Below are 21,822 nucleotides of genomic sequence, written 5' to 3' on the forward strand. Positions count from 1 at the left end.
GACCCGCGCCGCCCGGCACCGCACCTCGCCGCGTTGGCGGTGCACCCGAGTACGTCCAGTACAAGGGCGCTCCGCCAACACGCCGATGCACGGCACCGGACGACGCGGGCTTGACCGGCAGGATCCGAAAGAGACGACCTAGCCGCGCGGTTCCACCCACAGGGCCTCGCCGAGGGCGCACAGTTCACCGTCGGCGGTGGCCAGGGCCGTGCCCACGCGGTACTTGCGCCCCTCGCTGCCGAGCAGCCAGGCGTACGAGACCAGGCCCCCGCCCCCGACCGGAACCGGGCGCAGCAGCCGCGCGGTCAGCGCGGCCGTGACCGCCCCGGCCTTGCGGTCGTCGAGGAGGCGGCCCGCCGCGTTCCCCGGGCAGTCCAGTGCGCCCCACACCAGCTCGGGCGGCAGCAGCCCGTCGGCATCGGCGAGGTCGGGGCCCGGCGTCCAGGCCGCGCCGACCAGCCCGGTCCCGGGCACCCGGCCGCAGTGCAGGCGCAGCCCCGTGTCGGGGGTGCGGTCCAGGCCGCAGCCGAAGCAGTCGACGCCGCCGTCCGGCGGAGCCGCCCGGAAGGCGTCGGCCGCCGCGGACGCCTGGTCCCAGGAGGGGGCGGGCGGGGCTTCCGCCGGCGGCTCGGCGGGGACCGCCGCCGCCAGCAGGGCCGTACCGTCCGTCAGCTCCACGCCGCCGCCGGCGGTCGCGGCGAGCCGGACCGGGCTGCCGGTGGGCACGGGGCGGCGGAAGTCCACCCGTACCGTCGGCGCGGCCGCCCGCGCGGCCAGCACCCCGGCCACGTACCCGCCGAAGGCCACTCCGGGGTATCCGCACAGGCGGGCCGGTACCGTGATCGTCTCGAAGTCGGTCATGACCGCCACCTCATCACACACCTCCGCCCCGCGGGAGCCGGGCGGGACCCCGGCAGGACCCGGGCCGCAGAGCGGCAACCTTTGCCGGGGCCCGTTCGTCCTCCATCCTGGGACGACGTGCGCGGCAGGCGCGCGGCGCGCGGCGGGTGCCGGGCGCAGGGGCGACGGAGGTGGCGGGATGGGCGATCAGCCGTGGGGGCAGCAGTACCCGGTCCCTCCCCGGCCGCAGCCGCAGCCGTACGGGTACGGGCAGCAGCCCTGGCAGCAGCCGCTGCCCGCGCCGCACGCGGCGATGCGCGCCTCGCACACCGACCGCGACCGCACGGTCGACGTCCTCAAGGCCGCGTACGCCGAGGGCCGGCTCTCCCGTGAGGAGTACGGCCAGCGCTTCGATGCCGCTTCCCGGGCCCAGACCTACGGCCAGCTCGCGCAGCTGATCGCGGACCTGCCGGCCGGGCCGGTACCGGGCCCCTTCGGCACCGCGCTGCCGTCGGCGGCCCCGGTACCGCCCGCCTTCGGGCCGCAGCCGATGCCCGTCATGCCGATGCCGGGGACGGCGCCCATGCCGGGACGCCGCGTCAACGGGATGGCCATCGCCTCCCTCGTCATGGGCGTGCTGAGCCTGCCGACGCTCGGGATGGTGGCCCCCGGCGCCGTGATCACCGGCCACATCGCCAAGGCGCAGATGCGGGCGAGCGGCGAGGAGGGCGAGGGGCCCGCGACGATCGGCCTGGCCCTCGGCTGGCTGGCCATGGGGGGCTGGGTGCTGCTCTTCCTGCTCGCCGGCCTCGGCGTCCTCAACTGACCCGCAGGTCGCGACGGCCCCGCCGGAGCCGGCCGGACCGGCCCGGGGCTGCGGTCCGAGGCCGACGGCGGCGCGAGGCGGCCCGATAGTATGCCCGGCAGCACAGCCGGAACTGTCCCGCACCGCCCTTCATCCTGCCGCTCCCTGCCAGGGGCACCGGTGCGGCGGGCCCCGAGGGGCAGTGTCTGCTGCGCAGCGACCACCGGGGGCCGAACACCGACCAGCAGTAGGGACACCGTCAGTGACAGTCAGTACCGAGGGGCAGGCGGACGTGCGTCCGGGTCCCCCGAGCGACGGACCGGCCGCGCACGACCCCGAGGCGCCGGGGACGCCCGCGCCCGCGACGCCCGCCGCGACCGTGGCGCCCCCGGCGCCGGGCACCTGGCGCTCCCGCGGCGGCCTGCTGCTGGTGGAAGCCGCCGTGGCCTTCGCCGCGGCCCTGGCCATGCCCCTGCTGGCCCGCCGCCTCAAGCTCAACCCGCTCGACCGGATCGCCCAGGTCAGCGGCCTGGCCGCGGTCCAGCTGCGGTTCGTGCTGCTCGGGCTGGTCCTCGTCGGCGCCGTGCTGCTGGCGATGCGGCTGCGCCGCGGCCGCCACTTCGACCTCGCCACCCGCATCGCCTCCGCCGGCATCGCCGGCCTGGCCAGCGGCTTCGTCGCCGCGGGAGCGGTGATCGCGCTGCTGGGCACGCCGTGGCCGATGTTCGGCCTCAACGGCGACACCGGCCGCCTCGTCGAATGGGCCCACGCCGTCGCCAACGGCCGGCCGTCCGGCTCGGCGGTCTACCCGCCGCTGCCGCTCTACACCCTCGGCTACTACGCCGAGTGGTTCCACGGCGGCAACACCGCCTACGCGTTCAAGGACCTCCAGATCCTCGGCGCCGCCGCCTTCGGGCCCCTGGTGTACCTGGCCTGGCGCATGCTGCTCAGCCCGGTGCGGGCGCTGGCCTTCGGCCTGGTGCCCGCCTTCGCGCTGATCGACTCGTACAAGCCGTACAGCCAGACCGTGCTGGCCCTGCTGGTGCCGGTGCTGGTCGCGATGGTGGTGGCACTGCGCCGCAGCGGCACCGCGGGCCGGCGGCCGCTGCTGCTCAAGGGCGCCGGCTTCGGCGCGCTGCTGGGCGTCCTCTTCCTCACGTACTCCGGCTGGTTCCTGTGGAGCGCGGCCGGGGTGCTGTTCGCCGCCCTGCTGTACTTCCCGTGGCGGACCGGCCCCGCCAAGGGCGCGGCCTTCATGGGCGCCGCCCTCGCGGCCTTCCTGGTGGTGGCCGGGCGCTACCTGGCGGTCATGCTCGCCGAGGGGCAGACCACCAAGGACTACAACTTCCGCTTCGACAACTTCACCGACCCCGCCTACTACCTGATGTGGCGCACCGACATGCCGGGCAAGGTGGGCGACTGGCCGCCGCCGGGCGAGTTCGGCGGGGTCGGGCTGTTCGCCCTGGTGACCTTCGTCTGCCTCGGTGCGGCGATCTGGCTGGGCCTGCGCAAGCCGCTCGTGGTCACCATCGCCGCCATGTTCGTCAGCGCGTGGGTGATGCGCATGTACATCGCCTCCCACATGTACGAGACGCAGACCGTCCAGCTCTACACCCGCACCAACAACCAGCTGCTCTACTGCGGGCTGATCCTGTGTGCGCTCGTGGCGCACCTGGTCTCGCTGCGGCTGGCCGAGCGGCGCTCCGGCGTGGCGGAGCCGGTCGCCGCGACCGGCGCCGCGACCGGCGCCGCGGTGCGCGGCGGCTTCCCCGGGCGCGAAGGGGCCGTCATCGGCGCGCTGTGCGCGCTCCTGCTGCTGCTCGGTACGGCCTCCTCCTCGGTCTCCGACCGGCTCATGCCGGCGCAGGACGGCACGTACCGGATCCTGCCGTGGGTGTCGCACACCGTCCGGCAGCAGAACGGCAGGTGCCCGAAGTTCGCTCCCAAGGGCGTCTGCTCCAAGGACGGCGACCAGAGCTGGCTGGCCTACATCCGATGACCCGGGGTAACCGATGATCTCCGTCCTCATCCGGCTGGCCGACCGATCGGCCCGGACTCCCAAGCGGCTCTGGGCCGTCTCCTTCGCGCTCTTCCTCACGCTCGCGGCCTCCTGGTCCGCGGCCACCCCGCTCGGCGGGTCCCCCGACGAGCACGCGCACTTCATCCGCGCGGCCGCGGTGGCCCGGGGCCAGTTCGGAGGCACCGAGGTGATGGTGCCGCACACCGTGGCCGGCATCGAGGGCAAGTTCGCGGAGACCGGCGTACGGCTCCCGCAGTGGTACACCGAGCTGCCCAGGCAGCACGAGTGCTACTCGTGGAACCAGGCCCGGCCCGCGTCCTGCGCGCCGGAGATCGGGCACTCCGGCAAGACCGTCCGGGCCACCACCGCCGCCGGCCGCTACCACCCGGCCTTCTACCTGGCGACGGGCTGGCCGAGCCTGCTGGTCAAGGGCCCGCAGGGGCTCTACCTGATGCGCCTGATGGCAGCCGTCATCTGCTCCGCGCTGCTGGCCAGCGCGGTGGTCACGGCCGCCGAGTGGCGGCGCCGCTCGGTGGCGGTCCTCGGCGTGCTCACCGCGGCCACGCCGATGGCCCTGTACATGGGCGGCATGGTCAACCCCTCCGGCGGAGAGATCGCCGCCGGCATCCTCGTGTGGACGGCGCTGCTGTCCCTCCTCGTCTCGCCCGATCCGCGGCTGCTGAACCGCCGGCTGGCCCGCGTGGGCATCGGCGGGCTCGTCCTGATCAACATCCGGCCGCTCGGCCTCATCTGGTTCGCCGGCGCGGTCGCCTTCGCACTGCTCCTCCAGCAGCGGGGCGCCCTGCGCCAGATCCTGCGGCGCAAGGCGCTGTGGGCCTGGACGGCGCTGCTGGGCCTCGCCACGGCCGGTGCGCTGCTGTGGGCGGCAGCCCACCCGGACCATTCGGTGATCAACACGCCGAAGACGCTGACGGTCACGGAGGCCGCCCGGCAGACCTTCGGCAACACCGAGACGTACGTCCAGCAGATGGTCGGCTACTTCGGCTGGCTGGACACCCCGGCCCCGGCCTTCACCTACCTGATCTGGCTGGGCGTGACCGCGGTGCTGGCCGCGCTGGGCCTGGCGTACGGGCGCGGGCGCGAGGCGCTGGCCCTGCTCGGCATGCTGGCGGCGATCGTGGTCGTCCCGGTGGTCGCCCAGTCCTCGCAGGCCGAGAAGCTCGGCATGGTCTGGCAGGGGCGCTACCTGCTGCCCTTCGCCGTGGGGCTGCCGCTGATGGCGGCGCTGATCGGCGCGAGCCGTTCGCAGGGGCGGGACTTCCCCTGGCGCCGGCTCACCGGCTTCGCCGCGGCCGGGCTGGCGCTCGCCGACGCGGCGGCGTTCTTCTGGGTGCTGCGGCGCTTCGCCGTCGGCACCGCCGGGCCGTGGGTGCCGTTCTCGGCGCACTGGGCACCGCCCGGCGGCTGGGTCCTGTGGACCGGCGTGTACACGGCCGCGGCGTTCGCGCTGGCGCTGACCGCGCTGATGCCGGACCGGGGGGAGCGGGACCGGGAGGGTCCGGCCGCCGCTGCCGCCACGGGGGCGTGCGAGGGGGACACCGCCGCCGGCGGGCGGCCGAGGGCCGCGGCGATCGGCTGAGCAGCGGGGGCGGGACCTGTGCGCCCGCCCCGCCGCCCGCCGCGCCGGCCGGGCCGCTGTCAGACGGGGATGTCCGCCGTCACGACCGACGGCGTACGGTCGTCCGCCTCGGCGAGCAGGCTCCCCCCGGGTGCCCACACCGCGGAGCGGCCGCACCCGGTCCACGGCCCGGCGGGGCCCACGTGGTTGGCGAGGACCACGTACAGGCCCAGCTCGGCGATGGCGGGGTACACCGTGGCCCGCTCGTGGATCCCGTCGCCCGTCCCGTACAGGGAGGAGGCCAGGTGGACGCGGCAGCCGTCGGCCGCCGCGCGCCCGGTGAGCTCCGGGAAGTGGTTGTCGTAGCAGACGCCGAGCGAGAAGCGGATCCCGCCGAGCTCGAACCGGCCGTCGGCTTCGCCCGCGGCGAAGGCGCCCTGCTCGTGCCGGTACAGGTGCTGCTTGGCGTACGTCGTGACATGCGCACCGTCCGCCCCGTAGACCAGCGTCGCAATGGCGGGCTGCGGCCCGGGCGTGCGCAGTGCCACGTTGACCGCGACGGCGGTGCCGGCGGACCGCAGCGCGTCGAGACGGGCGTCGTCCGCGTCCGTGACCCACAGGCCGGGGTCGGCGGTCAGGCGCTCCAGCTCATAGCCGGTGAGCGTGAACTCGGGGAACACGACGAGCTCGGCGCCCTGGCTGCGGGCCTGCTCGGCGAGGGCTGCGGCCCGCGCGGTGTTGGCGGCCAGGTCCGCCGGGATGCAGGTCAGCTGGGCTGCGGCGATCTTCACGGGCTCCAGGATGCCAGCCCGGCCGCACACCGCGGGCCTGGGGGTCGACGGCCGCCCCGGGCCGCGCGATGCTGTAACTGCCCGCGTACGCAGCGCAGTTGACGAAAGGTCGGCCGATGCCCGACTGGATCCCCCCGGTCCTGACCGCCGCCTTCCTCGTGGTGGCCTACGGCGTGGTCCGCAGGAGCGGCGCCGGGCTGCGGGTCGCCGTGTTCACCATGGCGGTGCTGAACGCGGGACTGCTCTGGCTGCTCGCGGCCACCGGGCCGCCCTGGGGCGTGCCGGCGGTCGCCGCCGTGTCCCTGGCGGCCGCGGTCCACCACCTCCTCGCCGCTTCGCGGGCCCTGCTGGGACGCCTCCGGGTGATCGACACCGCGGAGTTCCGCGGCCTCGCCGCGCAGGTGGCGCTCGGCCCGGGCCCCCAGGTCATGGGCGTGTGCGTGCTGTACAGCGGGGTGCTGGCCCTGACGGCCTTCGGCTCCGACGAGCGGCCGGAGGGCCGGCAGTTCCGGCTGCCGCCCGGCCCCGACTGCCCGTTCTGCCTGGTCGAGGACCAGATCCGGGACTTCCTCGGCCCCGAGGACCCGCTGCTGGACGAGTACCGCGCCCACCTGAAGGCGGGCAGCAGCCGCCACCTCCTCGTCAGACGCCGCTCGGAACGGGAGCCGTGGACCGGCCGCCTGCGCAGCCGCACCTTCTACCGCGTCCCCGCCCCGGCCCGCCGCCCGCCCTGCCCCACCCACGACCCCCTCCTCGGCCGATCCTAGGCCGTCTCTTCCGGATCCTGCCTGACCCGCGCCGCCCGGCAGGGTCGGCCACCGTCGGCGAGACCGCACAGCGCACCGGCCTGCCCCAGAGCCAGGTCTCCACCGCCGTCGCCCGGCTGCGCGAGGCCGGCTCGGTCCGTACGGCCCCCGACCCGGCCGACCGCCAGGCGCCCGAGGTCTCCGACCGGGTGGCCGCCGTCCGGGCCGCCGGCTCCTCCAAGGTCGAGGAGGCCCTCGCCAGGGGCCCTGGGCGCCACCGAGGCCGCCCGCCTCCCTGAGGTCACCGAGGCGCTGGAACTCCTCGCCCGCCACCTCGTCCGCGACGTGGCCGGAAACCACCCCTGAAGCCCGGCCCGGACCCGCCGCGCCCGGACGTCAGCGCGGCGGCTCCGCCGAGGTCACCTGGCGGTGCGCCAGCTCCGCCAGCCGGGCCTGCCCGGCCCGGCCCGGGTGGAACCAGTCCCAGCGGCTCAACTGCTCCACCGAGAAGGGGTACTGGAACACCGCGCCGCCGTCGTAACGGCACAGCGCGTCCTTCGCGCAGACCTCGCGCAGCACCTCGTTGTACTCGACCACCCGCGCCCGCACCTGCTCGCGCCGGGCCGTCGCCGCCGCTGCCGGCGACAGCGGGTCCGCCAGCATCGACTGGCAGATCCCGAGCTTCCACACCTGCCGCACCATCGGGCTGTCCTTGCCCTGCTCCCACAGCCGCTGCAGGTCGGGGACGCTGGAGACGTACACCTCTGAGGCCGGCGAGGCCGCCCGCAGACCGGCGAGCGCCTTGTCGAACCCGGCCCGGAACTCCGCCACCGGCGTCATCGACCCGATCGTGGGGCGGCAGGCGTCGTTCGAGCCGACCATGACCGTGACCAGGTCGGGCTTGTGCTGGGCGGCCGCGGCGAGCTGCCCCGCCAGGTCCGCCATCCGCGAGCCGGTGACCGCGTGGTTCCAACTGCGCCCCGCCACCTGGTCCTGGCCGAGCAGCCGCGCGGCCAGTGACTGCACGGCGGGGTCGCTCCCGGTCGCCCAGGAGACCTCCGGGCAGTCGGCGAGGACCGAACAGGCGTCGAAGCCCCTGGTGATGGAGTCCCCCGCAGCGGCGACCGACGTCGGGGCGGTGTTCCAGCGCGGCCCGGCCTGCGCCCCGCGGTCGCCCTGTGCGGGCGCCGGCCCCTCCTGACAGCCGGTCAGCATCCCTGCCAGCAGGGCCGCGGCGGCCCCCGCCCCGGCGAGGGTGCGGCGCGCGCGGCGGCCGGGGGCGGTGGTGCGCATCGGGTGGTTCCCCTCCTTGTCGCCCCGCGTCCCCACGGGGCGTCCTGCTGAGTGAATGCTCTGCGTTTGGCGGCCTGGGACCGACCGTACGACACACCATGGACCCTGGCGCACGGTAGCTTTTTCCCGTGGCGTTTCGGCCGCAGGTCCCGCAGCGCAATGTCTGATCTTTTCCGCTAAGTTACATCACGTCACATTCTGTCCGTTTTCTGGAGTTTATTCCCGACCTCGTCCCACACTGGAGGTCCCGGTGACGACACGTGGAGTCCTGTACGTGCATTCCGCACCGCGCGCGCTCTGCCCGCACGTGGAATGGGCTGTTGCGGGGGTGCTTGGGGTGCGGGTGAACCTCGACTGGATCCGGCAGCCCGCCTCCCCGGGCACCTGGAGAGCCGAGTTCTCCTGGCAGGCCGAAGCGGGCACGGCGTCGAAGCTCGCCTCCGCGCTGCGCGGCTGGCACCTGCTGCGCTTCGAGGTGACGTCGGAGCCCTGCCCCACCGCCGAGGGCGAGCGCTACAGCTCCACCCCCGAACTCGGCATCTTCCACGCCGTCACGGGGATGCACGGCGACATCCTGATCCCCGAGGACCGGCTGCGCGCCGCCCTCGCCCGCTCCGCACGCGGCGAGACCGACCTGGAGGCGGAGATCGCCAAGCTGCTGGGCAAGCCGTGGGACGACGAGCTGGAGCCCTTCCGCTACGCAGGTGAGGGCGCCCCGGTCCGCTGGCTCCACCAGGTGGTCTGAGGCCCCGCCACCGCCGCGCCGGGACCCCGCCGTGCCGTGACCCGGCGGTGCCGTGACGCCGTGGTGCCGTGGTGCCGTGACGCCGTGGTGCCGCGGCACCGTGAGACCGCGGCACCGAGACACCCGCGGCACCGAAAGACCGCGCCACCACGCCACACGCACGAGGGCCCACCCGGTGAGTACCGGGTGGGCCCTCCCGCTGTGCAGCGGTCAGCGGTGCAGCGGTGTCGCGGCTCAGACGCTGCGGAACGCCAGCGTCACGTTGTGGCCGCCGAAGCCGAACGAGTTGTTGATCGCGGCGATCGGACCGTCGACGGGCAGCTTGCGCGGCTCGCCGCGGACGATGTCCGCCGTGATGTCCTCATCCAGCTCGTCGACGTTGATCGTCGGCGGGGCGATGCGGTGGTAGAGCGCGAGCACGGTCGCGACGGTCTCGATACCGCCCGCGCCGCCCAGCAGGTGGCCGGTCATCGACTTGGTGGCGGAGATCGCGATGTGGTCCATGTCGTCGCCCAGGACCTTGCGCAGGGCCTTCACCTCGGCCGTGTCGCCCTGCGGCGTCGACGTGGCGTGCGCGTTGACGTGGACCAGCTCGGCCGGGTCCAGGCCCGTGTTGTCGAGCAGGTTCTGCACCGCGGCGGCGACACCGCGGCCGGTCGGCTCCGGCTGCGCGATGTGGTGGCTGTCCGCGGACAGGCCCTGGCCCAGCACCTCGCAGTAGACCCGGGCGCCGCGCGCGGCGGCGTGCTCGGCGGACTCCAGGACGACGACGCCCGCGCCCTCGCCCAGGACGAAGCCGTCCCGGGACTTGTCGTACGGGCGGGAGGCCTGCTCGGGGTTCTCGTTGTTCTTGGACATCGCCATCATGTTGGCGAAGGCGGCGATCGGCAGCGGGTGGATCGCCGCTTCCGTGCCACCTGCGACGACCACGTCGGCACGGCCGGTACGGATCATCTCGACGGCGTAGCCGATGGCCTCGGCGCCGGAGGCGCAGGCGCTGACGGGGGTGTGCACGCCCGCCTGGGCGTTGACCTCCAGGCCGACGTTGGCCGACGGGCCGTTCGGCATGAGCATGGGGACGGTGTGCGGGGAGACCCGGCGCACACCCTTTTCCTTCAGTACGTCGTACTGGTCGAGCAGGGTGGTGACGCCGCCGATGCCGGAGGCGATCACGGTGCCCAGGCGCTCGGGCGCGACGGACGCGTCCTCGCCCGCCGGGGCGGTGTACCCGGCGTCCGCCCAGGCCTCGCGCGCGGCGATCACCGCGAACTGGGCCGAGCGGTCCAGCTTGCGGGCCAGCGGCTTGGGCAGGACCTCGCTCGGGTCCACGGCGACCGGAGCGGCGATACGGACCGGGAGTTCGGCGAAGCGCTCGCCCTCGAGGGGCTTGACGCCGGACCGACCGGCGAGCAGACCTTCCCAGGTCGAAGCGCTGTCGCCACCCAGCGGAGTGGTTGCGCCGATACCGGTGACGACCACGGTGCGATTGGTCGGGCTCACAGGAATTCTTTCTCCACGTCTCAAGGGGTGCGAAATGTTCACGGCGCCACCGCCGGGTGGCGACAAACGCTCGTCAGGCTCAGGCCTGGTGGTCCAGGATGTACTTCGCGGCGTCGCCGACCGTCTTCAGGTTCTTGACGTCCTCGTCCGGGATCTTCACGTCGAAGCGCTCTTCAGCGGCGACGACGACCTCGACCATGGACAGCGAGTCGACGTCCAGGTCGTCGGTGAAGGACTTGCCCTCCTCGACGTCCTCGACCGGGATGCCGGCGATCTCGTTGACGATCTCCGCGAGACCCTCGATGATCTCTTCCTTCGTGGCGGCCATGTGGCGCTCCTTCTCTAGGTATTGCATGAAACGGGGCGGGAAGCGTTTCCCGGCCCTAGGGGAGGGTAACGACCGTCGCGGCGTAGACGAGCCCCGCCCCGAAGCCGATGACGAGCGCGGTGTCGCCGCTCTTCGCCGCTCCGGTCGCCAGGAGCCGCTCCATGGCGAGCGGGATCGAGGCGGCCGACGTGTTGCCGGTGGTCTCCACGTCACGGGCCACCGTGACGTGCTCCGGCAGCTTGAGGGTCTTCACCATCGAGTCGATGATCCGCATGTTGGCCTGGTGCGGGATGAAGACGTCCAGGTCGTCCGCGGTGATCCCGGCGGCGTCGAGCGCCTGCTGGGCCACCTTGGCCATCTCGAAGACGGCCCAGCGGAAGACCGCCTGGCCCTCCTGCGTGATGGCCGGGAACTTCTCGCCGCCGTCCTTGCCGAGGTACTCGTCCCACGGCACGGTCTGCTTGATCGTCTCGGACTTGTCGCCCTCCGAACCCCACACCGTCGGCCCTATGGCCGGGACGTCCGAGGGGCCGACGACCACGGCGCCGGCGCCGTCGCCGAAGAGGAAGGCCGTCGCGCGGTCCTCCAGGTCGGTCAGGTCCGACAGCCGCTCCACGCCGATGACGAGGACGTGCTCCGCCGAGCCCTCGATCACGAGGCCCTTGGCGAGGGTGAGGCCGTAGCCGAAGCCGGCGCAGCCCGCGGAGATGTCGAACGCGGCCGGCTTGGCCGCGCCGATCCGGTGCGCGATCTCGGTCGCGACGGCCGGGGTCTGCTTGAAGTGCGAGACCGTCGAGACGATCACGGCGCCGATCTGCTCCGGCGCGATGCCCGCGTCGGCCATCGCCTTGCCGGCGGCCTCCACCGACATCGCGGCGACGGTCTCCTGCGGCGAGGCCCAGTGCCGGGTCGCGATGCCGGAGCGCGAGCGGATCCACTCGTCGGAGGAGTCGATCTTCTCGAGGATGACGTCGTTGGGGACCACCCGGCTCGGGCGGTACCCGCCGACACCGAGGATCCGGGCGTACGGGGAGCCCTTGGCAGGCTTGATCTTCGACATGCGGTGTGGGCTCCTTCTCTCAGGCCGCGTGCTCGGCGAGCAGGCTTGCGGCCTTGTCGAGATCGTCCGGGGTCTTCAGGGCCACGCTCGGAACGCCCTTGAGCGCGCGCTTGGCCAGACCCGTCAGCGTGCCGCCCGGGCTGAGCTCCACGATGCCGGTGACGCCCAGTTCGGCGAACGTCTCCATGCACAGGTCCCAGCGGACGGGGTTCGCGACCTGGCCCACCAGGCGGGCGACGACGTCGGCGCCCTCGGTGACGACCAGGCCGTCCTTGTTCGAGACGTACTTCAGCGCCGGGGCGGCCGGGGCGAGGGCCTGCGCGGCCTTCTCCAGCGTGGCGACCGCGGGAGCCATGTGGTGCGTGTGGAAGGCGCCCGCCACCTGCAGGGCGACGACCTTCATGGAGCCCTCGGGCTTCTCGGCGACGAGCGCCTCGATCTGCTCCTTGGTGCCCGCCGCCACGATCTGGCCCGCGCCGTTGATGTTGGCCGGGGTCAGGCCGAGCTTCTCCAGGTGCGCGACGACGGTGTCGCGCTCCCCGCCCAGCACCGCGGCCATGCCGGTCTCGGTGACGGCGGCGGCCTCGGCCATCGCCAGGCCCCGGGTCCGTACGAACGCCAGCGCGTCCGCGTCGGACAGCACCCCCGCGTACGCGGCCGCCGTGATCTCACCGACACTGTGGCCCGCGACGGCGCCGAACGCCGACGGGGAACCCAGCGCGGAGGCGGAGAGCAGGCCGGCGGCCACCAGCAGCGGCTGCGCCACGGCCGTGTCGCGGATCTCGTCCGCGTCCGCCTTCGTGCCGTAGTGGGCGAGGTCGAGCTCGATGGCGTCCGACCACGCGGCGACGCGGTCGGCGGCGCCGGGCAGTTCGAGCCAGGGAGTCAGGAAGCCGGGCGTCTGTGCGCCTTGGCCGGGAGCGACGAGTACGAGCACCCTCACACTCTCTCTTGTGGATGGTCCCTGCCGCCCGTGGGGACAGGGACCAAGAACCGTCAGGGTAATTGTTGATGTCCGACAAAAGTCTAGGACTGCTGATCGTTGTCGGCCAGACGCCCGAGGATCAGGGCGATCCGCAGGGTGAACGCCGAGCGGACATCGGAAGGCGACCATCCGGTGACGTCGGTCACACGTCGCAGCCGGTAGCGCACCGTGTTGGGGTGGACGAACAACATCCGCGCCGCGCCCTCCAGACTGCTCGCCTGCTCCAGGTAGACGCTCAGCGTCTCCAGCAGCGCGGAGCCCGCCTCCTCCAGCGGTCTGTAGATCTCCTCCACCAGCTGCTCCCGGGCGGAGGGATCCGAGGCGATCGCGCGCTCCGGCAGGAGATCGTCCGCCAGCACCGGCCGCGGCGCGTCCTGCCAGGCCGTGCAGGCCTTCAGCCCGGCGGCCGCCGCCTGCGCCGACTTCGTGGCGTTCAGCAGGTCCGCCACCACCGGCCCGGCCACCACCGGCCCGGCCGCGAACGGCCCGATCAGCGACTTCGCCACCTGGAGCGGGTTGTCGCTGCCGCCCGCGATCACCACCAGCCGGTCGCCCAGGACCCCGGTCAGCACCTGCAGCTTGTGGTGCCGGGCCGCGCGCCGGATCGCCTCGACCGTCAGCTCGCTGTCGCCCTCCGGCGCGGTGCCGAGCACCACGCACACGTGCTCGGGCGAGTTCCAGCCGAGCGCCGCGGCCCGCGACAGCGCCCCCTCGTCCGCCTCGCCCGAGAGCACCGCGTTCACCACCAGCGACTCCAGGCGGGCGTCCCACGCGCCGCGCGCCTCCGCGGCCTGCGCGTACACCTGGGCCGTCGCGAACGCGATCTCCCGCGCGTACACCAGCAGCGCCTCGCGCAGGATCGACTCGTCGCCGGGCGCCGCCACCTCCTCGATCGCGGCCTCCATGACCTCGATCGTGGTGCGGACCATCTCCACGGTCTGGCGCAGCGTGATCGCCCGGGTCAGCTCGCGCGGAGCGGTCCCGAAGACGTCGGTGGAGATCGCCTGCGGTGTCTCGGGGTGCCGGAACCACTCGGTGAACGCGGCGATGCCGGCCTGCGCGACCAGGCCGATCCACGACCGGTTCTCCGGGGGCATCGCCCGGTACCACGGCAGGGTCTCGTCCATCCGCTGGATCGCGTTGGCGGCGAGCCGGCCGGAGGACTTCTCCAGTCGGCGCAGCGTCGCGGCGTGCGGATGGGCGGGAGCGGGACGCGCGGGGGAATGCTCACGTTCGGGTTGGGGCACGGGACAAGACTGCCTTATCCGGACGCCGGCGCGGAGCCGGGTCTCACACCCAGGGTCTACGGTGGCTCCATGATTGATGTCCGCCGCGGTGCCGACCGGTACGAGGGCGGTGACCCGCAGGCCGGGATCGCCACCCGTCACGCCTTCTCCTTCGGGCCGTTCTACGACCCCGGCAACCTGCGCTTCGGTCCCGTCCTCGCCTGCAACGAAGAGGCCCTCGCCCCCGGTGCCGGCTTCGACGAGCACCCGCACAGCCACACCGAGATCGTCACCTGGGTCGTCGAGGGCGAGCTCACGCACAAGGGCAGCACCGGAGAGAGCACCGTGGTCCGCCCCGGGGACGTCCAGCACCTCGGCGCCGGATCGGGCGCGCGGCACGTGGAGCGCAACGACGGCGCGGCCCCGCTGCGCTTCGTGCAGACCTGGCTGGCGCCGCTGGCCCCCGGCGGCGAGCCCTCGTACCGGCTGGTGCGCGGACTCGCCGACGGCAGCGCCTACGAGATCCCCGCGGCCGGAGCCGTCCTGCACGTGCGGCGGCCCGCCGCGGGCGAGCGGATCACCCTGCCCGCGGCGGAGCGGCTCTACGTGCACGTCGTCCGCGGCGACCTGCGCCTGGACGGGCAGGAGCTCGGCCCGGGCGACTCGGCCCGGATCACCGGCGAGCAGGGGCTGGAGGTCCTCGCCGGATCCCCGGGGGAGCTGCTGGTCTGGGAACTGCCCTGAGCCCCGGCCCCCGACCGCGCCCCCGGCTCAGCGGTGGGTCGAGCCGGAGAGCTCGGCGAGGACCGCGTCGGTGAACGGCGGCCAAGCCTCCACGGCCCAGGGCCCGAAGGGGCGGTCGGTGAGGGCCACGCAGGCGGCCCGGGCGTCCGGGTCCACCCACAGGAAGGTGCCGGCCTGCCCGAAGTGGCCGAAGGTGCGCGGCGAGGAGCCCGCGCCGGTCCAGTGCGGGGACTTGGTGCCGCGGATCTCCAGGCCGAGCCCGAAGTCGTTGGGGGACTGGTGGCCGTACCCGGGGAGCACCCCCTTGAGGCCGGGGTGGACGACGGCGGTGGCCTCGGCGACCGTCCGCACGTCGAGGAGGCGGGGCGCCTGGAGCTCGGCCGCGAACCGGACCAGGTCGGACACGGTGGAGACGCCGTCCTTGGCGGGGGAGCCCTCCAGGGTCGTGGAGGCCATGCCGAGCGGCTCGAACACCGCCTGGTGCAGGTATGCGGCGAAGGGGATGCCGGTGGCCTTGGCGATGTGGTCGCCGAGCACCTCGAAGCCGGCGTTGGAGTACAGCCGGCGCGTCCCCGGCGCGGCCGTCGCGCGGTGGTCGTCGAAGGCGAGGCCGCTGGTGTGCGCGAGCAGGTGACGGACCGTCGAGCCCTCGGGGCCCGCGGGCTCGTCCAGCTCGATCGCCCCCTCCTCGTACGCGACCAGGGCGGCGTACGCGGCGAGCGGCTTGGTCACCGACGCCAGCGCGAACCGGTGGTCGACGGGTCCGTGCGAGCCGGCGAGGCTCCCGTCGGCGCGCACGACGGCCGCCGCGGCGGCCGGTACCGGCCAGTTGTCGATGAGCCGCAGGCTCTGCAGGGTCTCCACGCTCTCCATGCCGCCGAGCCTACTTGCTTGGAGTGCACTCCAGGGTTCTAGCGTGGTCGCCATGAGCCTGACGCAGACGCGGTACACGATCAGCGAGGTCGAGGCGCGCACCGGTCTGACCCAGCACACCCTGCGCTGGTACGAGCGGATCGGCCTGATGCCGCACGTGGACCGGTCCCACTCGGGGCAGCGGCGCTTCAGCGACGAGGACCTGCACTGGCTGGCTTTCGTGGGGAAGCTGCGCGCCACCGGGATGTCGGTGGCCGACATGGTCGCGTACGCCGAGCTGGTCCGCGAGGGCGAGCACACCGTCGACCAGCGCCGGGAGCTGCTGGAGCGGACGAGGCGCGAGGTGAGGGCGCGGATCACGGAGCTGACCGACGCACTCGCCGTACTGGACTTCAAGATCGATCTTTATACGGGGAAGGCAGCAGCACGCCAATGACGCAGCACACCACCATCGAACAGGTCGAACTCGGCAAGGACGGCCCCCTGGTCGGCATCCAGGGCCTGGGCTGCATGGGCATGAGCGAGTTCTACGGGGAGACCGACGAGGCGGCCGCCCGCGAGACGCTGGAGGCGGCGCTCGCCGCCGGGGTCACCCTCTTCGACACCGCGGACATCTACGGGCGGGGCCGCAACGAGGAGTTCATCGCCCCCTTCGTCGCCGCCCACCGCGACGAGATCACCCTCGCCACCAAGTTCGGCATCGAGCGCACCGACGACCCGCACTACCGCGGGATCCGCAACGACCGCGCGTACATCCGGCAGGCGGTGGAGGGGAGCCTGCGGCGGCTGGGCACCGACGTGATCGACCTCTACTACATGCACCGGCGCGACCCGGCGGTGCCCTTCGCCGAGTCGGTGGGCGCGATGGCCGAGCTGGTGCAGGAGGGCAAGGTGCGCCACCTGGGGCTCAGCGAGGTCACGGGCGCGGAGCTGCGCGAGGCGTGCGCGGTGCACCCGATCACGGCGCTGCAGTCGGAGTGGTCGCTGTTCAGCCGGGACGTGGAGCGCAGTGCGGTGGCCGCGGCGGCGGAGCTGGGCGTGGCCTTCGTGCCGTACTCCCCGCTCGGGCGCGGCTTCCTGACCGGCGCGTTCGCGGACGCGGCCGAGCTGTCCGCGGGCGACTTCCGGACGTTCCAGCCGCGGTTCACCGGCGAGAACGCCAAGGCGAACGCGGCGCTGCTGGAGCCGGTGCGGCAGATCGCGCAGGCGCACGGGGCGACGCCGGCGCAGATCGCGCTGGCCTGGGTGCAGCAGCGGGCGCAGGTCCACGGCCTCGCCGTGGTCCCGATCCCGGGGACGCGCAAGGCTTCGCGCCTCGCGGAGAACACCGCCGCGACCCGGATCACGCTGAGCGGGCAGGAGCTGGCCCTGCTGGAGCCGATCGCCGCGCAGGTCGCGGGGGACCGCTACCCGGACATGAGCTCCACCTCCGCGGCCCGCGAGGCGTAGCCGGGAGGAGGGGGCGGCCGCTCCGTGCGCAGCCGCCCCGGCCGGCGGGCAGCGGCTACCGGCTACCGGCGGGCAGGCCCCTAGACCCCCGGCAGGTCGGCGGTGAAGCGGTCGCGCAGGGCCGTGTACTCCGCGTCCGTGAGCAGGCCCGCGCTGTGCAGTTCGCCCAGGTGGTGCAGGCGCTCGTCGGCGCGGGGCGCGGGGACCGAGGCGACCGGGGTACGCACGCGCAGGGTGGCGAGGACGGCCGCCGCGAACGGCAGCGACTCGTGGACCGCGCCGTACCCGGTGCCGAAGACGGCGGCGGCCAGGTCGTGGTCGGGCCGCGGATCGCCGGCGGCGCCGTCGCGGCGTATGAGCCGCAGGTGGCCGCCCGGACCCTCCGGGGAGCGCCACTCGACCCCGGCCAGCTCCGTCAGCTCGTAACGCTGGTCGCCCGCCTTCCACTTGGTGCCGGTGGCGCCGGTGCGCGACCAGTGGAAGCTGACGGCCGAGCCGTCGAAGCCGACCCGCGCGTCGTACGCCTTCAGCTGGAGCGGCGGCCCGGCCGCCTCGACGAGGAAGCTCCCGGCCGGCTCGTCCGCCTCCGGCCCGAGCCGCTCGCGCAGCGCCTCGGCGAAGGCGGCGGCCTGCGCGGCCCGGTCGCCGGGCACGACGAGGCGGTACGGGTCGCTGGCCTCGCGCAGCTGTCCCGCGGCGGCTTCCATCAGCGGATCCGCGCCCGGTCTGGGCACGGCGTGCAGCACCGTCGTGTCGCGTCTGCCCCCCGCTCCGCGGGAGGTCACGTGCACCGCGGAGAGCGCCTCGAAGGGGATCCGCCGGGTCCCGAGGGCATGCCAGAGACGTGGCGTTCGCATCCCCCGTGCGAAGCGGATGAGCACCGAGTCCGAGTCGAACTCCCAGACGGCATGATTTCCGGCCAGTACGTCACCCATGCGGCACATGGTAAAGGGACGCGCCCCTGTGCGTCCCCCTCGGTGCGGGGCCCGTTTTTCGCGGCTCTACGCGTGTCAGTCCGTGTCTGTCCCGGAAATTCCGCGGCGGCAGTCGGCGTCGCCGGTGGCGCAGACCACGGAACCGAACGCGCCGGTTCCGATTTTGGCGAAGTTGTCCAGGGATCCGGTACCTGGCTCGAAATAGCCCGTGTGCAGGCGGGCTCCGGCCGACGAGAGCAGCCGCGCGCCGAACTCCGGCGAGACCGGGTCGGCCCCGTGGCCCAGCCCGCCCACCTCCAGGTGCGGGACGTCCGCGATCCAGTCCCCGGCGTCGCGGGTCGCCCAGACCCGCGCGGAGGTGCCCAGTTCGGCGACCGACCCGGCGCGCATGCCGGGGCTGCCCGCCACCACCACGTCCGTCACCCGGCCCGGCAGCGCGTGCGCGGCGACCCCGCACACCACCGACCCGTAGCTGTGGCAGAACAGCGCCACGCCCGCGTCCCCCGGCAGGGTCGCGGTGAAGGCCTCCAGCCGCGCCGCGCCGTCGACGGCCATCCGGCCGGTGGCCGCGTCCATGCCGACACCGGTCGGCGCGGTGTACCCGGCCCAGGCGATGACCGCGGTCCGGCTGTCCGGCGCGGCCGCGCGCTCGGCCTCGTACAGGGACTGCGCCATGCCGACGGGGGCGGTCAGGCGCCGCTGGCTGCGTTCGAAGGTGAGCGCGTCGGTGTCGACGCCCGGGACGATCACGGAGATGCGGCTCGCGCGGTCGAGGTCGCCGAACACCTCGGCGACGAGGCCGCCGCCGGTGGGGTCGAAGAGGAGGATCTGCCGGCCCGGCGTGGCGAGGGAGGCGAAGCGGTGGGCGCGCCGGCCGGCCGTGGTGCGGTCGGCCGGGGTCAGGCTGACGTCGTGGCTGCGGGCCTCCTCGACCTGCTCGGCCTGCTCCAGGGCGCGCAGGTTGGCGCGGTAGCGCAGGGCGGCGGGCGCCCCCGCGAGGTTGCCGACGACGAAGGGGTGGGTCTCGGCGAGCCGGGCCCGGCCGGTGGCGTCGAGGTCGGCGAAGAACCGGGCGACCGTGCGTGCGGGGGCGTCGGCGGCCGGGAGGGGCCGGCCGTCGATCCGGGCGTTGGACCAGGCGGCGAGGGCCGCGGTGCGCAGGGAGGTCCCGGCGTCCGGCCGGTGGACGGCGGTCCAGCCGGTGGTCGCCAGCATGATGAAGACGACCGCGAGCGCGAGCAGGGTGCGCAGGGCGGCGGGGCGCGGGTCGGCGCCGGCGGGGAGGTGGACGAGGCCGGGCAGGTTCACTGGGTCCAGCGTAGGAGACGCCGACCGGGCCCGGTGCGCGGGGTGACCGGGCTCACGAGTGACCCCTTTCACGCGATTCAGGCGATTCACACGGTTCGCTCTTTTCACACCGCTCATCAGCGATATGGGTGGCGTGCACGGGGTCAGTGCCAGTCCGCGGCGAGCGCCGGCCCGATCTGGTCGAGGTACGCCTCGGTCATGTCGCGGATCGCGTCGATGCTGGCGTCCTCCCCCTGCCCCCACAGCCGGCCCGTGACCCGCATGACCCCGGAGAACGCGGCCACGGCCACGCGCGGGCGCGGGTCGGCCTCCACGTCCAGGCCCTCGCGCTCCGCGATGAGCCGGGCGATCCGCTCCTCCAGCTCGGTGGAGCGGCGCAGGTGGACGGCGAGCAGTGCGGGCGTCGACTCGATGAGCCGGTACGTGCGCATGTAGAGGTCGACCGGCACCACGTCCGAGAGGGCCTCCTCGACCGTGTCCCAGGCCTCGCGCACCGCACCCCGCAGCGCGGCGAGCGGGCCCTCGGAGGGCGGGCGGTTGCGCAGGGCGGCGAGGAAGTGCGATTCGACCAGGTCCTGGGCGGCGAAGGCGACCTCCTCCTTGTTGGCGAAGTACCGGAAGAAGGTGCGCTGCGAGACGTCCACGGCCTCGGTGATCTCGTCGACCGTAGTGCGCTCGTACCCGTGCGCGACGAACAGGAGGAGGGCGGCGCGCAGCAGTGCGTCCCGGGTGCGCCGCTTCTTGCGTTCCCGTAGTCCGGGCGCCGGCGCGGGGCGCTCGTCGGTCATCACCGAGCGGGTCCTTTCTGGGCGTGAGGGGGGCGACATCTGACGCTGAGTAAGCGGTCAGGGTACCTGTGACGGACCTGACAGCCACCGTCCTGCTGAGCCGTCTGTGAAGTGTCAGTCGCTGTCATTAGCCTGTTTGCATGACTCATCAGATCACCGCCCACGACAAGGACGACCGGACTCCCGCCGGGCGACCGGGGCCGGCGCCGGGCCGGTCCGGGCTGCGCGGCCACCCGTGGCTCACCCTGCTGGGGGTTGCGGTCGGCGTCATGATGGTCACCCTCGACGGCACGATCGTCGCCGTCGCCAACCCCGCGATCCAGCAGGACCTCGGCGCCTCGCTCGCCGACGTCCAGTGGATCACCAACGGCTACCTGCTGGCGCTCGCGGTCTCGCTGATCACCGCCGGAAAGCTCGGCGACCGCTTCGGCCACCGCCAGACCTTCCTCATCGGCATCGTCGGATTCGCCGCCGCCTCCGCCGCCATCGGCCTGTCCACCGGCGTCGAGTTCGTCATCGGCTTCCGCGTGGCGCAGGGCCTCTTCGGCGCCCTGCTGATGCCCGCCGCGCTCGGCCTGCTGCGCGCCACCTTCCCCGCCGAGAAGCTCAACATGGCCATCGGTATCTGGGGCATGGTCATCGGCGCCTCGACCGCCGCGGGGCCCATCGTCGGCGGCCTGCTCGTGGAGCACGTCAGCTGGCAGTCCGTCTTCTTCATCAACGTGCCCGTCGGGGTCACCGCACTCGCCCTGGGCCTGGTCATCCTGCTCGACCACCGCGCCGAGAACGCCCCGCGCTCCTTCGACGTCCCGGGCGTGGTGCTGCTGTCGGCCGCGATGTTCTCGCTGGTCTGGGCCCTGATCAAGGCCTCCGAGTGGGGCTGGGGCGACGGGCGCACCCTGCTGTTCCTGGCCCTGTCCGCCGTCTGCTTCGTGCTCTTCGCCGGGTGGGAGTCCCGGGCCGCCGAGCCGCTGATCCCGCTGGGGATGTTCCGCTCGCTGCCGCTGTCCGCGGGCACGGTGCTCATGGTGCTGATGGCGTTCGCCTTCATGGGCGGGCTGTTCTTCGTCACCTTCTACCTCCAGAACGTGCACGGCATGAGCCCCGTCGACAGCGGCCTGCACCTGCTGCCGCTGACCGGCATGATGATCGTCGGCTCGCCGCTGGCCGGCGCCGCCATCACCGCCGCCGGCCCGCGCATCCCGCTGGTCGCCGGCATGGCCGCCACCGCCGCCGCCTGCTTCGGGATGTCCGGCCTGAACCCGGGCACCTCCACCCTCGAGATGTCGCTGTGGTTCGCCCTGCTCGGCCTCGGGCTCGCCCCCGTCATGGTCGGCGCCACCGAAGTCATCGTCGGCAACGCCCCGCTGGAGCTCTCCGGAGTCGCCGGCGGGCTCCAGCAGGCCGCCATGCAGGTCGGCGGCAGCCTCGGAACCGCCGTCCTCGGCGCGGTCATGGCGCGCACCGTCGGTGACTCGTTCGGGGACAACTGGCGGGCCGCGCAGCTCCCGCCGCTCACCCCCGCGCAGCAGGCCCTCGCCGAGAAGGGGGTCCAGGTCGGCATCGCCCCGGTCCCGCAGGGGGCTCCGCCGAAGCTCGCCGAGGCGATCACCTCGGTCGCGCACGACACCTTCGTATCCGGGATGAGCACGGCTTTCACCGCCGCCGGCGGGGTCGCGGTGCTCGCCGCGGTCGTGGCCTGCTTCACCAAGCGGGGGGAGAACGCCGCCGCCGGAGCGGGCGCGGCACACGTCTGAGGCGCGTCAACACCGCTCCTCCCGCGGCCCCGCCGGACGGCTCCGGCGGG

General features: G+C 73.9%; 22 protein-coding genes. 10 read left to right on the forward strand and 12 right to left on the reverse strand.

The genetic code is table 11. The annotated features are described in order from the left end of the window. Positions 1 to 138: 138 nt before the first annotated feature. A complete protein-coding gene (locus tag AB0953_RS16110) occupies positions 139 to 861 on the reverse strand; it encodes a hotdog fold domain-containing protein (RefSeq protein ID WP_366860079.1) in 723 nt (240 codons plus the stop codon). 178 nt (positions 862 to 1,039) lie between these two features. Between AB0953_RS16110 and AB0953_RS16115 the strand changes: the two genes are divergently transcribed. From AB0953_RS16115 to AB0953_RS16125, 3 genes are all read left to right on the forward strand, one after another. Continuing rightward, positions 1,040 to 1,666 (forward strand): DUF1707 and DUF4190 domain-containing protein, encoded by a 627-nt coding sequence (locus AB0953_RS16115; RefSeq protein ID WP_366860080.1) that lies wholly within the window; start codon positions 1,040 to 1,042, stop codon positions 1,664 to 1,666. A gap of 241 nt (positions 1,667 to 1,907) precedes the next feature. Then, positions 1,908 to 3,644 carry a hypothetical protein gene (locus AB0953_RS16120; RefSeq protein WP_366860081.1) on the forward strand — a complete coding sequence of 579 codons (1,737 nt, stop codon included), beginning with the start codon at positions 1,908 to 1,910 and terminating at the stop codon, positions 3,642 to 3,644. A 13-nt stretch (positions 3,645 to 3,657) separates the two neighbouring features. Continuing rightward, positions 3,658 to 5,265: a DUF2142 domain-containing protein gene (locus AB0953_RS16125; RefSeq protein WP_366860082.1), complete on the forward strand. Its 1,608-nt coding sequence runs from the start codon at positions 3,658 to 3,660 to the stop codon at positions 5,263 to 5,265. Positions 5,266 to 5,324: 59 nt separating this feature from the next. Here AB0953_RS16125 and AB0953_RS16130 read toward each other — a convergent pair whose 3' ends face one another. After that, on the reverse strand, positions 5,325 to 6,035 hold the full coding sequence (locus AB0953_RS16130) for a carbon-nitrogen hydrolase family protein (protein WP_366860083.1): 711 nt from the start codon (positions 6,033 to 6,035) through the stop codon (positions 5,325 to 5,327). 116 nt (positions 6,036 to 6,151) lie between these two features. Here AB0953_RS16130 and AB0953_RS16135 point away from each other — a divergent pair, with 116 nt between their 5' ends. Then, entirely contained in the window at positions 6,152 to 6,802 is a 651-nt protein-coding gene (locus AB0953_RS16135; protein WP_366860084.1) for a hypothetical protein, read from the forward strand. Beyond that, positions 6,703 to 7,080, forward strand: a complete 378-nt coding sequence (locus AB0953_RS16140; protein ID WP_366860085.1) for a helix-turn-helix domain-containing protein — start codon at positions 6,703 to 6,705, stop codon at positions 7,078 to 7,080. The genes AB0953_RS16135 and AB0953_RS16140 overlap by 100 nt, the downstream gene beginning before the upstream one ends. A gap of 97 nt (positions 7,081 to 7,177) precedes the next feature. On the opposite strand, the gene AB0953_RS16145 is transcribed toward AB0953_RS16140, so the two are convergent. Continuing rightward, positions 7,178 to 8,074 carry a GDSL-type esterase/lipase family protein gene (locus tag AB0953_RS16145; RefSeq protein WP_366860086.1) on the reverse strand — a complete coding sequence of 299 codons (897 nt, stop codon included), beginning with the start codon at positions 8,072 to 8,074 and terminating at the stop codon, positions 7,178 to 7,180. Between the two features lie 250 nt (positions 8,075 to 8,324). On the opposite strand from AB0953_RS16145, the gene AB0953_RS16150 reads away from it, so the two are divergent. Further along, complete coding sequence (locus AB0953_RS16150) at positions 8,325 to 8,819, forward strand: DUF3145 domain-containing protein (protein ID WP_366860087.1); 495 nt, start codon at positions 8,325 to 8,327, stop codon at positions 8,817 to 8,819. Positions 8,820 to 9,053: 234 nt separating this feature from the next. Here AB0953_RS16150 and fabF read toward each other — a convergent pair whose 3' ends face one another. The 5 genes from fabF to AB0953_RS16175 form a co-directional block, all read right to left on the reverse strand. Then, a complete protein-coding gene (gene fabF / locus AB0953_RS16155; protein WP_366860088.1) occupies positions 9,054 to 10,319 on the reverse strand; it encodes a beta-ketoacyl-ACP synthase II in 1,266 nt (421 codons plus the stop codon). 79 nt (positions 10,320 to 10,398) lie between these two features. Then, entirely contained in the window at positions 10,399 to 10,647 is a 249-nt protein-coding gene (locus tag AB0953_RS16160; protein WP_125643072.1) for an acyl carrier protein, read from the reverse strand. A 55-nt stretch (positions 10,648 to 10,702) separates the two neighbouring features. After that, the gene (locus AB0953_RS16165; protein ID WP_366860089.1) at positions 10,703 to 11,707 is read right to left on the reverse strand and encodes a ketoacyl-ACP synthase III; all 1,005 of its coding nucleotides are present in this window, start codon (positions 11,705 to 11,707) and stop codon (positions 10,703 to 10,705) included. 19 nt (positions 11,708 to 11,726) lie between these two features. After that, positions 11,727 to 12,644, reverse strand: coding sequence for an ACP S-malonyltransferase (locus AB0953_RS16170; protein WP_366860090.1), 918 nt, complete (start codon positions 12,642 to 12,644; stop codon positions 11,727 to 11,729). 89 nt (positions 12,645 to 12,733) lie between these two features. Beyond that, complete coding sequence (locus AB0953_RS16175) at positions 12,734 to 13,939, reverse strand: helix-turn-helix domain-containing protein (protein ID WP_366860091.1); 1,206 nt, start codon at positions 13,937 to 13,939, stop codon at positions 12,734 to 12,736. A gap of 69 nt (positions 13,940 to 14,008) precedes the next feature. Between AB0953_RS16175 and AB0953_RS16180 the strand changes: the two genes are divergently transcribed. Continuing rightward, positions 14,009 to 14,662 carry a pirin family protein gene (locus AB0953_RS16180; RefSeq protein WP_366860092.1) on the forward strand — a complete coding sequence of 218 codons (654 nt, stop codon included), beginning with the start codon at positions 14,009 to 14,011 and terminating at the stop codon, positions 14,660 to 14,662. A 27-nt stretch (positions 14,663 to 14,689) separates the two neighbouring features. Here the strand turns inward: AB0953_RS16180 and AB0953_RS16185 are convergent, their stop codons facing one another. Beyond that, a complete protein-coding gene (locus AB0953_RS16185) occupies positions 14,690 to 15,517 on the reverse strand; it encodes a serine hydrolase domain-containing protein (RefSeq protein WP_366860233.1) in 828 nt (275 codons plus the stop codon). 70 nt (positions 15,518 to 15,587) lie between these two features. Between AB0953_RS16185 and AB0953_RS16190 the strand changes: the two genes are divergently transcribed. Together AB0953_RS16190 and AB0953_RS16195 are read left to right on the forward strand one after the other, a co-directional pair. After that, positions 15,588 to 15,971 (forward strand): MerR family transcriptional regulator, encoded by a 384-nt coding sequence (locus tag AB0953_RS16190; RefSeq protein ID WP_366860093.1) that lies wholly within the window; start codon positions 15,588 to 15,590, stop codon positions 15,969 to 15,971. Further along, positions 15,968 to 16,984, forward strand: a complete 1,017-nt coding sequence (locus AB0953_RS16195; RefSeq protein ID WP_366860094.1) for an aldo/keto reductase — start codon at positions 15,968 to 15,970, stop codon at positions 16,982 to 16,984. The genes AB0953_RS16190 and AB0953_RS16195 overlap by 4 nt, the downstream gene beginning before the upstream one ends. A gap of 80 nt (positions 16,985 to 17,064) precedes the next feature. On the opposite strand, the gene AB0953_RS16200 is transcribed toward AB0953_RS16195, so the two are convergent. The 3 genes from AB0953_RS16200 to AB0953_RS16210 form a co-directional block, all read right to left on the reverse strand. Continuing rightward, positions 17,065 to 17,919 carry a DUF4429 domain-containing protein gene (locus tag AB0953_RS16200; RefSeq protein WP_366860095.1) on the reverse strand — a complete coding sequence of 285 codons (855 nt, stop codon included), beginning with the start codon at positions 17,917 to 17,919 and terminating at the stop codon, positions 17,065 to 17,067. A 75-nt stretch (positions 17,920 to 17,994) separates the two neighbouring features. Beyond that, positions 17,995 to 19,134 carry an alpha/beta hydrolase gene (locus AB0953_RS16205; RefSeq protein WP_366860234.1) on the reverse strand — a complete coding sequence of 380 codons (1,140 nt, stop codon included), beginning with the start codon at positions 19,132 to 19,134 and terminating at the stop codon, positions 17,995 to 17,997. 236 nt (positions 19,135 to 19,370) lie between these two features. Continuing rightward, positions 19,371 to 20,015: a TetR family transcriptional regulator gene (locus AB0953_RS16210; RefSeq protein ID WP_366860096.1), complete on the reverse strand. Its 645-nt coding sequence runs from the start codon at positions 20,013 to 20,015 to the stop codon at positions 19,371 to 19,373. Positions 20,016 to 20,155: 140 nt separating this feature from the next. Here AB0953_RS16210 and AB0953_RS16215 point away from each other — a divergent pair, with 140 nt between their 5' ends. Beyond that, positions 20,156 to 21,772, forward strand: coding sequence for an MFS transporter (locus AB0953_RS16215; RefSeq protein ID WP_366860097.1), 1,617 nt, complete (start codon positions 20,156 to 20,158; stop codon positions 21,770 to 21,772). Positions 21,773 to 21,822 lie beyond the last annotated feature (50 nt).

Source organism: Streptomyces sp. NPDC046866, from assembly GCF_040704625.1.
Classification (GTDB): domain Bacteria; phylum Actinomycetota; class Actinomycetes; order Streptomycetales; family Streptomycetaceae; genus Streptomyces.

Coding starts and splice junctions, on each gene's coding strand:
- AB0953_RS16110 (WP_366860079.1), bottom strand. CDS start 861: ATGACCGACTTCGAGACGATCACGGTACCGGCCCGCCTGTGCGGATAC.
- AB0953_RS16115 (WP_366860080.1), top strand. CDS start 1,040: ATGGGCGATCAGCCGTGGGGGCAGCAGTACCCGGTCCCTCCCCGGCCG.
- AB0953_RS16125 (WP_366860082.1), top strand. CDS start 3,658: ATGATCTCCGTCCTCATCCGGCTGGCCGACCGATCGGCCCGGACTCCC.
- AB0953_RS16135 (WP_366860084.1), top strand. CDS start 6,152: ATGCCCGACTGGATCCCCCCGGTCCTGACCGCCGCCTTCCTCGTGGTG.
- AB0953_RS16145 (WP_366860086.1), bottom strand. CDS start 8,074: ATGCGCACCACCGCCCCCGGCCGCCGCGCGCGCCGCACCCTCGCCGGG.
- AB0953_RS16160 (WP_125643072.1), bottom strand. CDS start 10,647: ATGGCCGCCACGAAGGAAGAGATCATCGAGGGTCTCGCGGAGATCGTC.
- AB0953_RS16165 (WP_366860089.1), bottom strand. CDS start 11,707: ATGTCGAAGATCAAGCCTGCCAAGGGCTCCCCGTACGCCCGGATCCTC.
- AB0953_RS16180 (WP_366860092.1), top strand. CDS start 14,009: ATGATTGATGTCCGCCGCGGTGCCGACCGGTACGAGGGCGGTGACCCG.
- AB0953_RS16190 (WP_366860093.1), top strand. CDS start 15,588: ATGAGCCTGACGCAGACGCGGTACACGATCAGCGAGGTCGAGGCGCGC.
- AB0953_RS16195 (WP_366860094.1), top strand. CDS start 15,968: ATGACGCAGCACACCACCATCGAACAGGTCGAACTCGGCAAGGACGGC.
- AB0953_RS16200 (WP_366860095.1), bottom strand. CDS start 17,919: ATGGGTGACGTACTGGCCGGAAATCATGCCGTCTGGGAGTTCGACTCG.
- AB0953_RS16205 (WP_366860234.1), bottom strand. CDS start 19,134: ATGCTGGCGACCACCGGCTGGACCGCCGTCCACCGGCCGGACGCCGGG.
- AB0953_RS16210 (WP_366860096.1), bottom strand. CDS start 20,015: ATGACCGACGAGCGCCCCGCGCCGGCGCCCGGACTACGGGAACGCAAG.
- AB0953_RS16215 (WP_366860097.1), top strand. CDS start 20,156: ATGACTCATCAGATCACCGCCCACGACAAGGACGACCGGACTCCCGCC.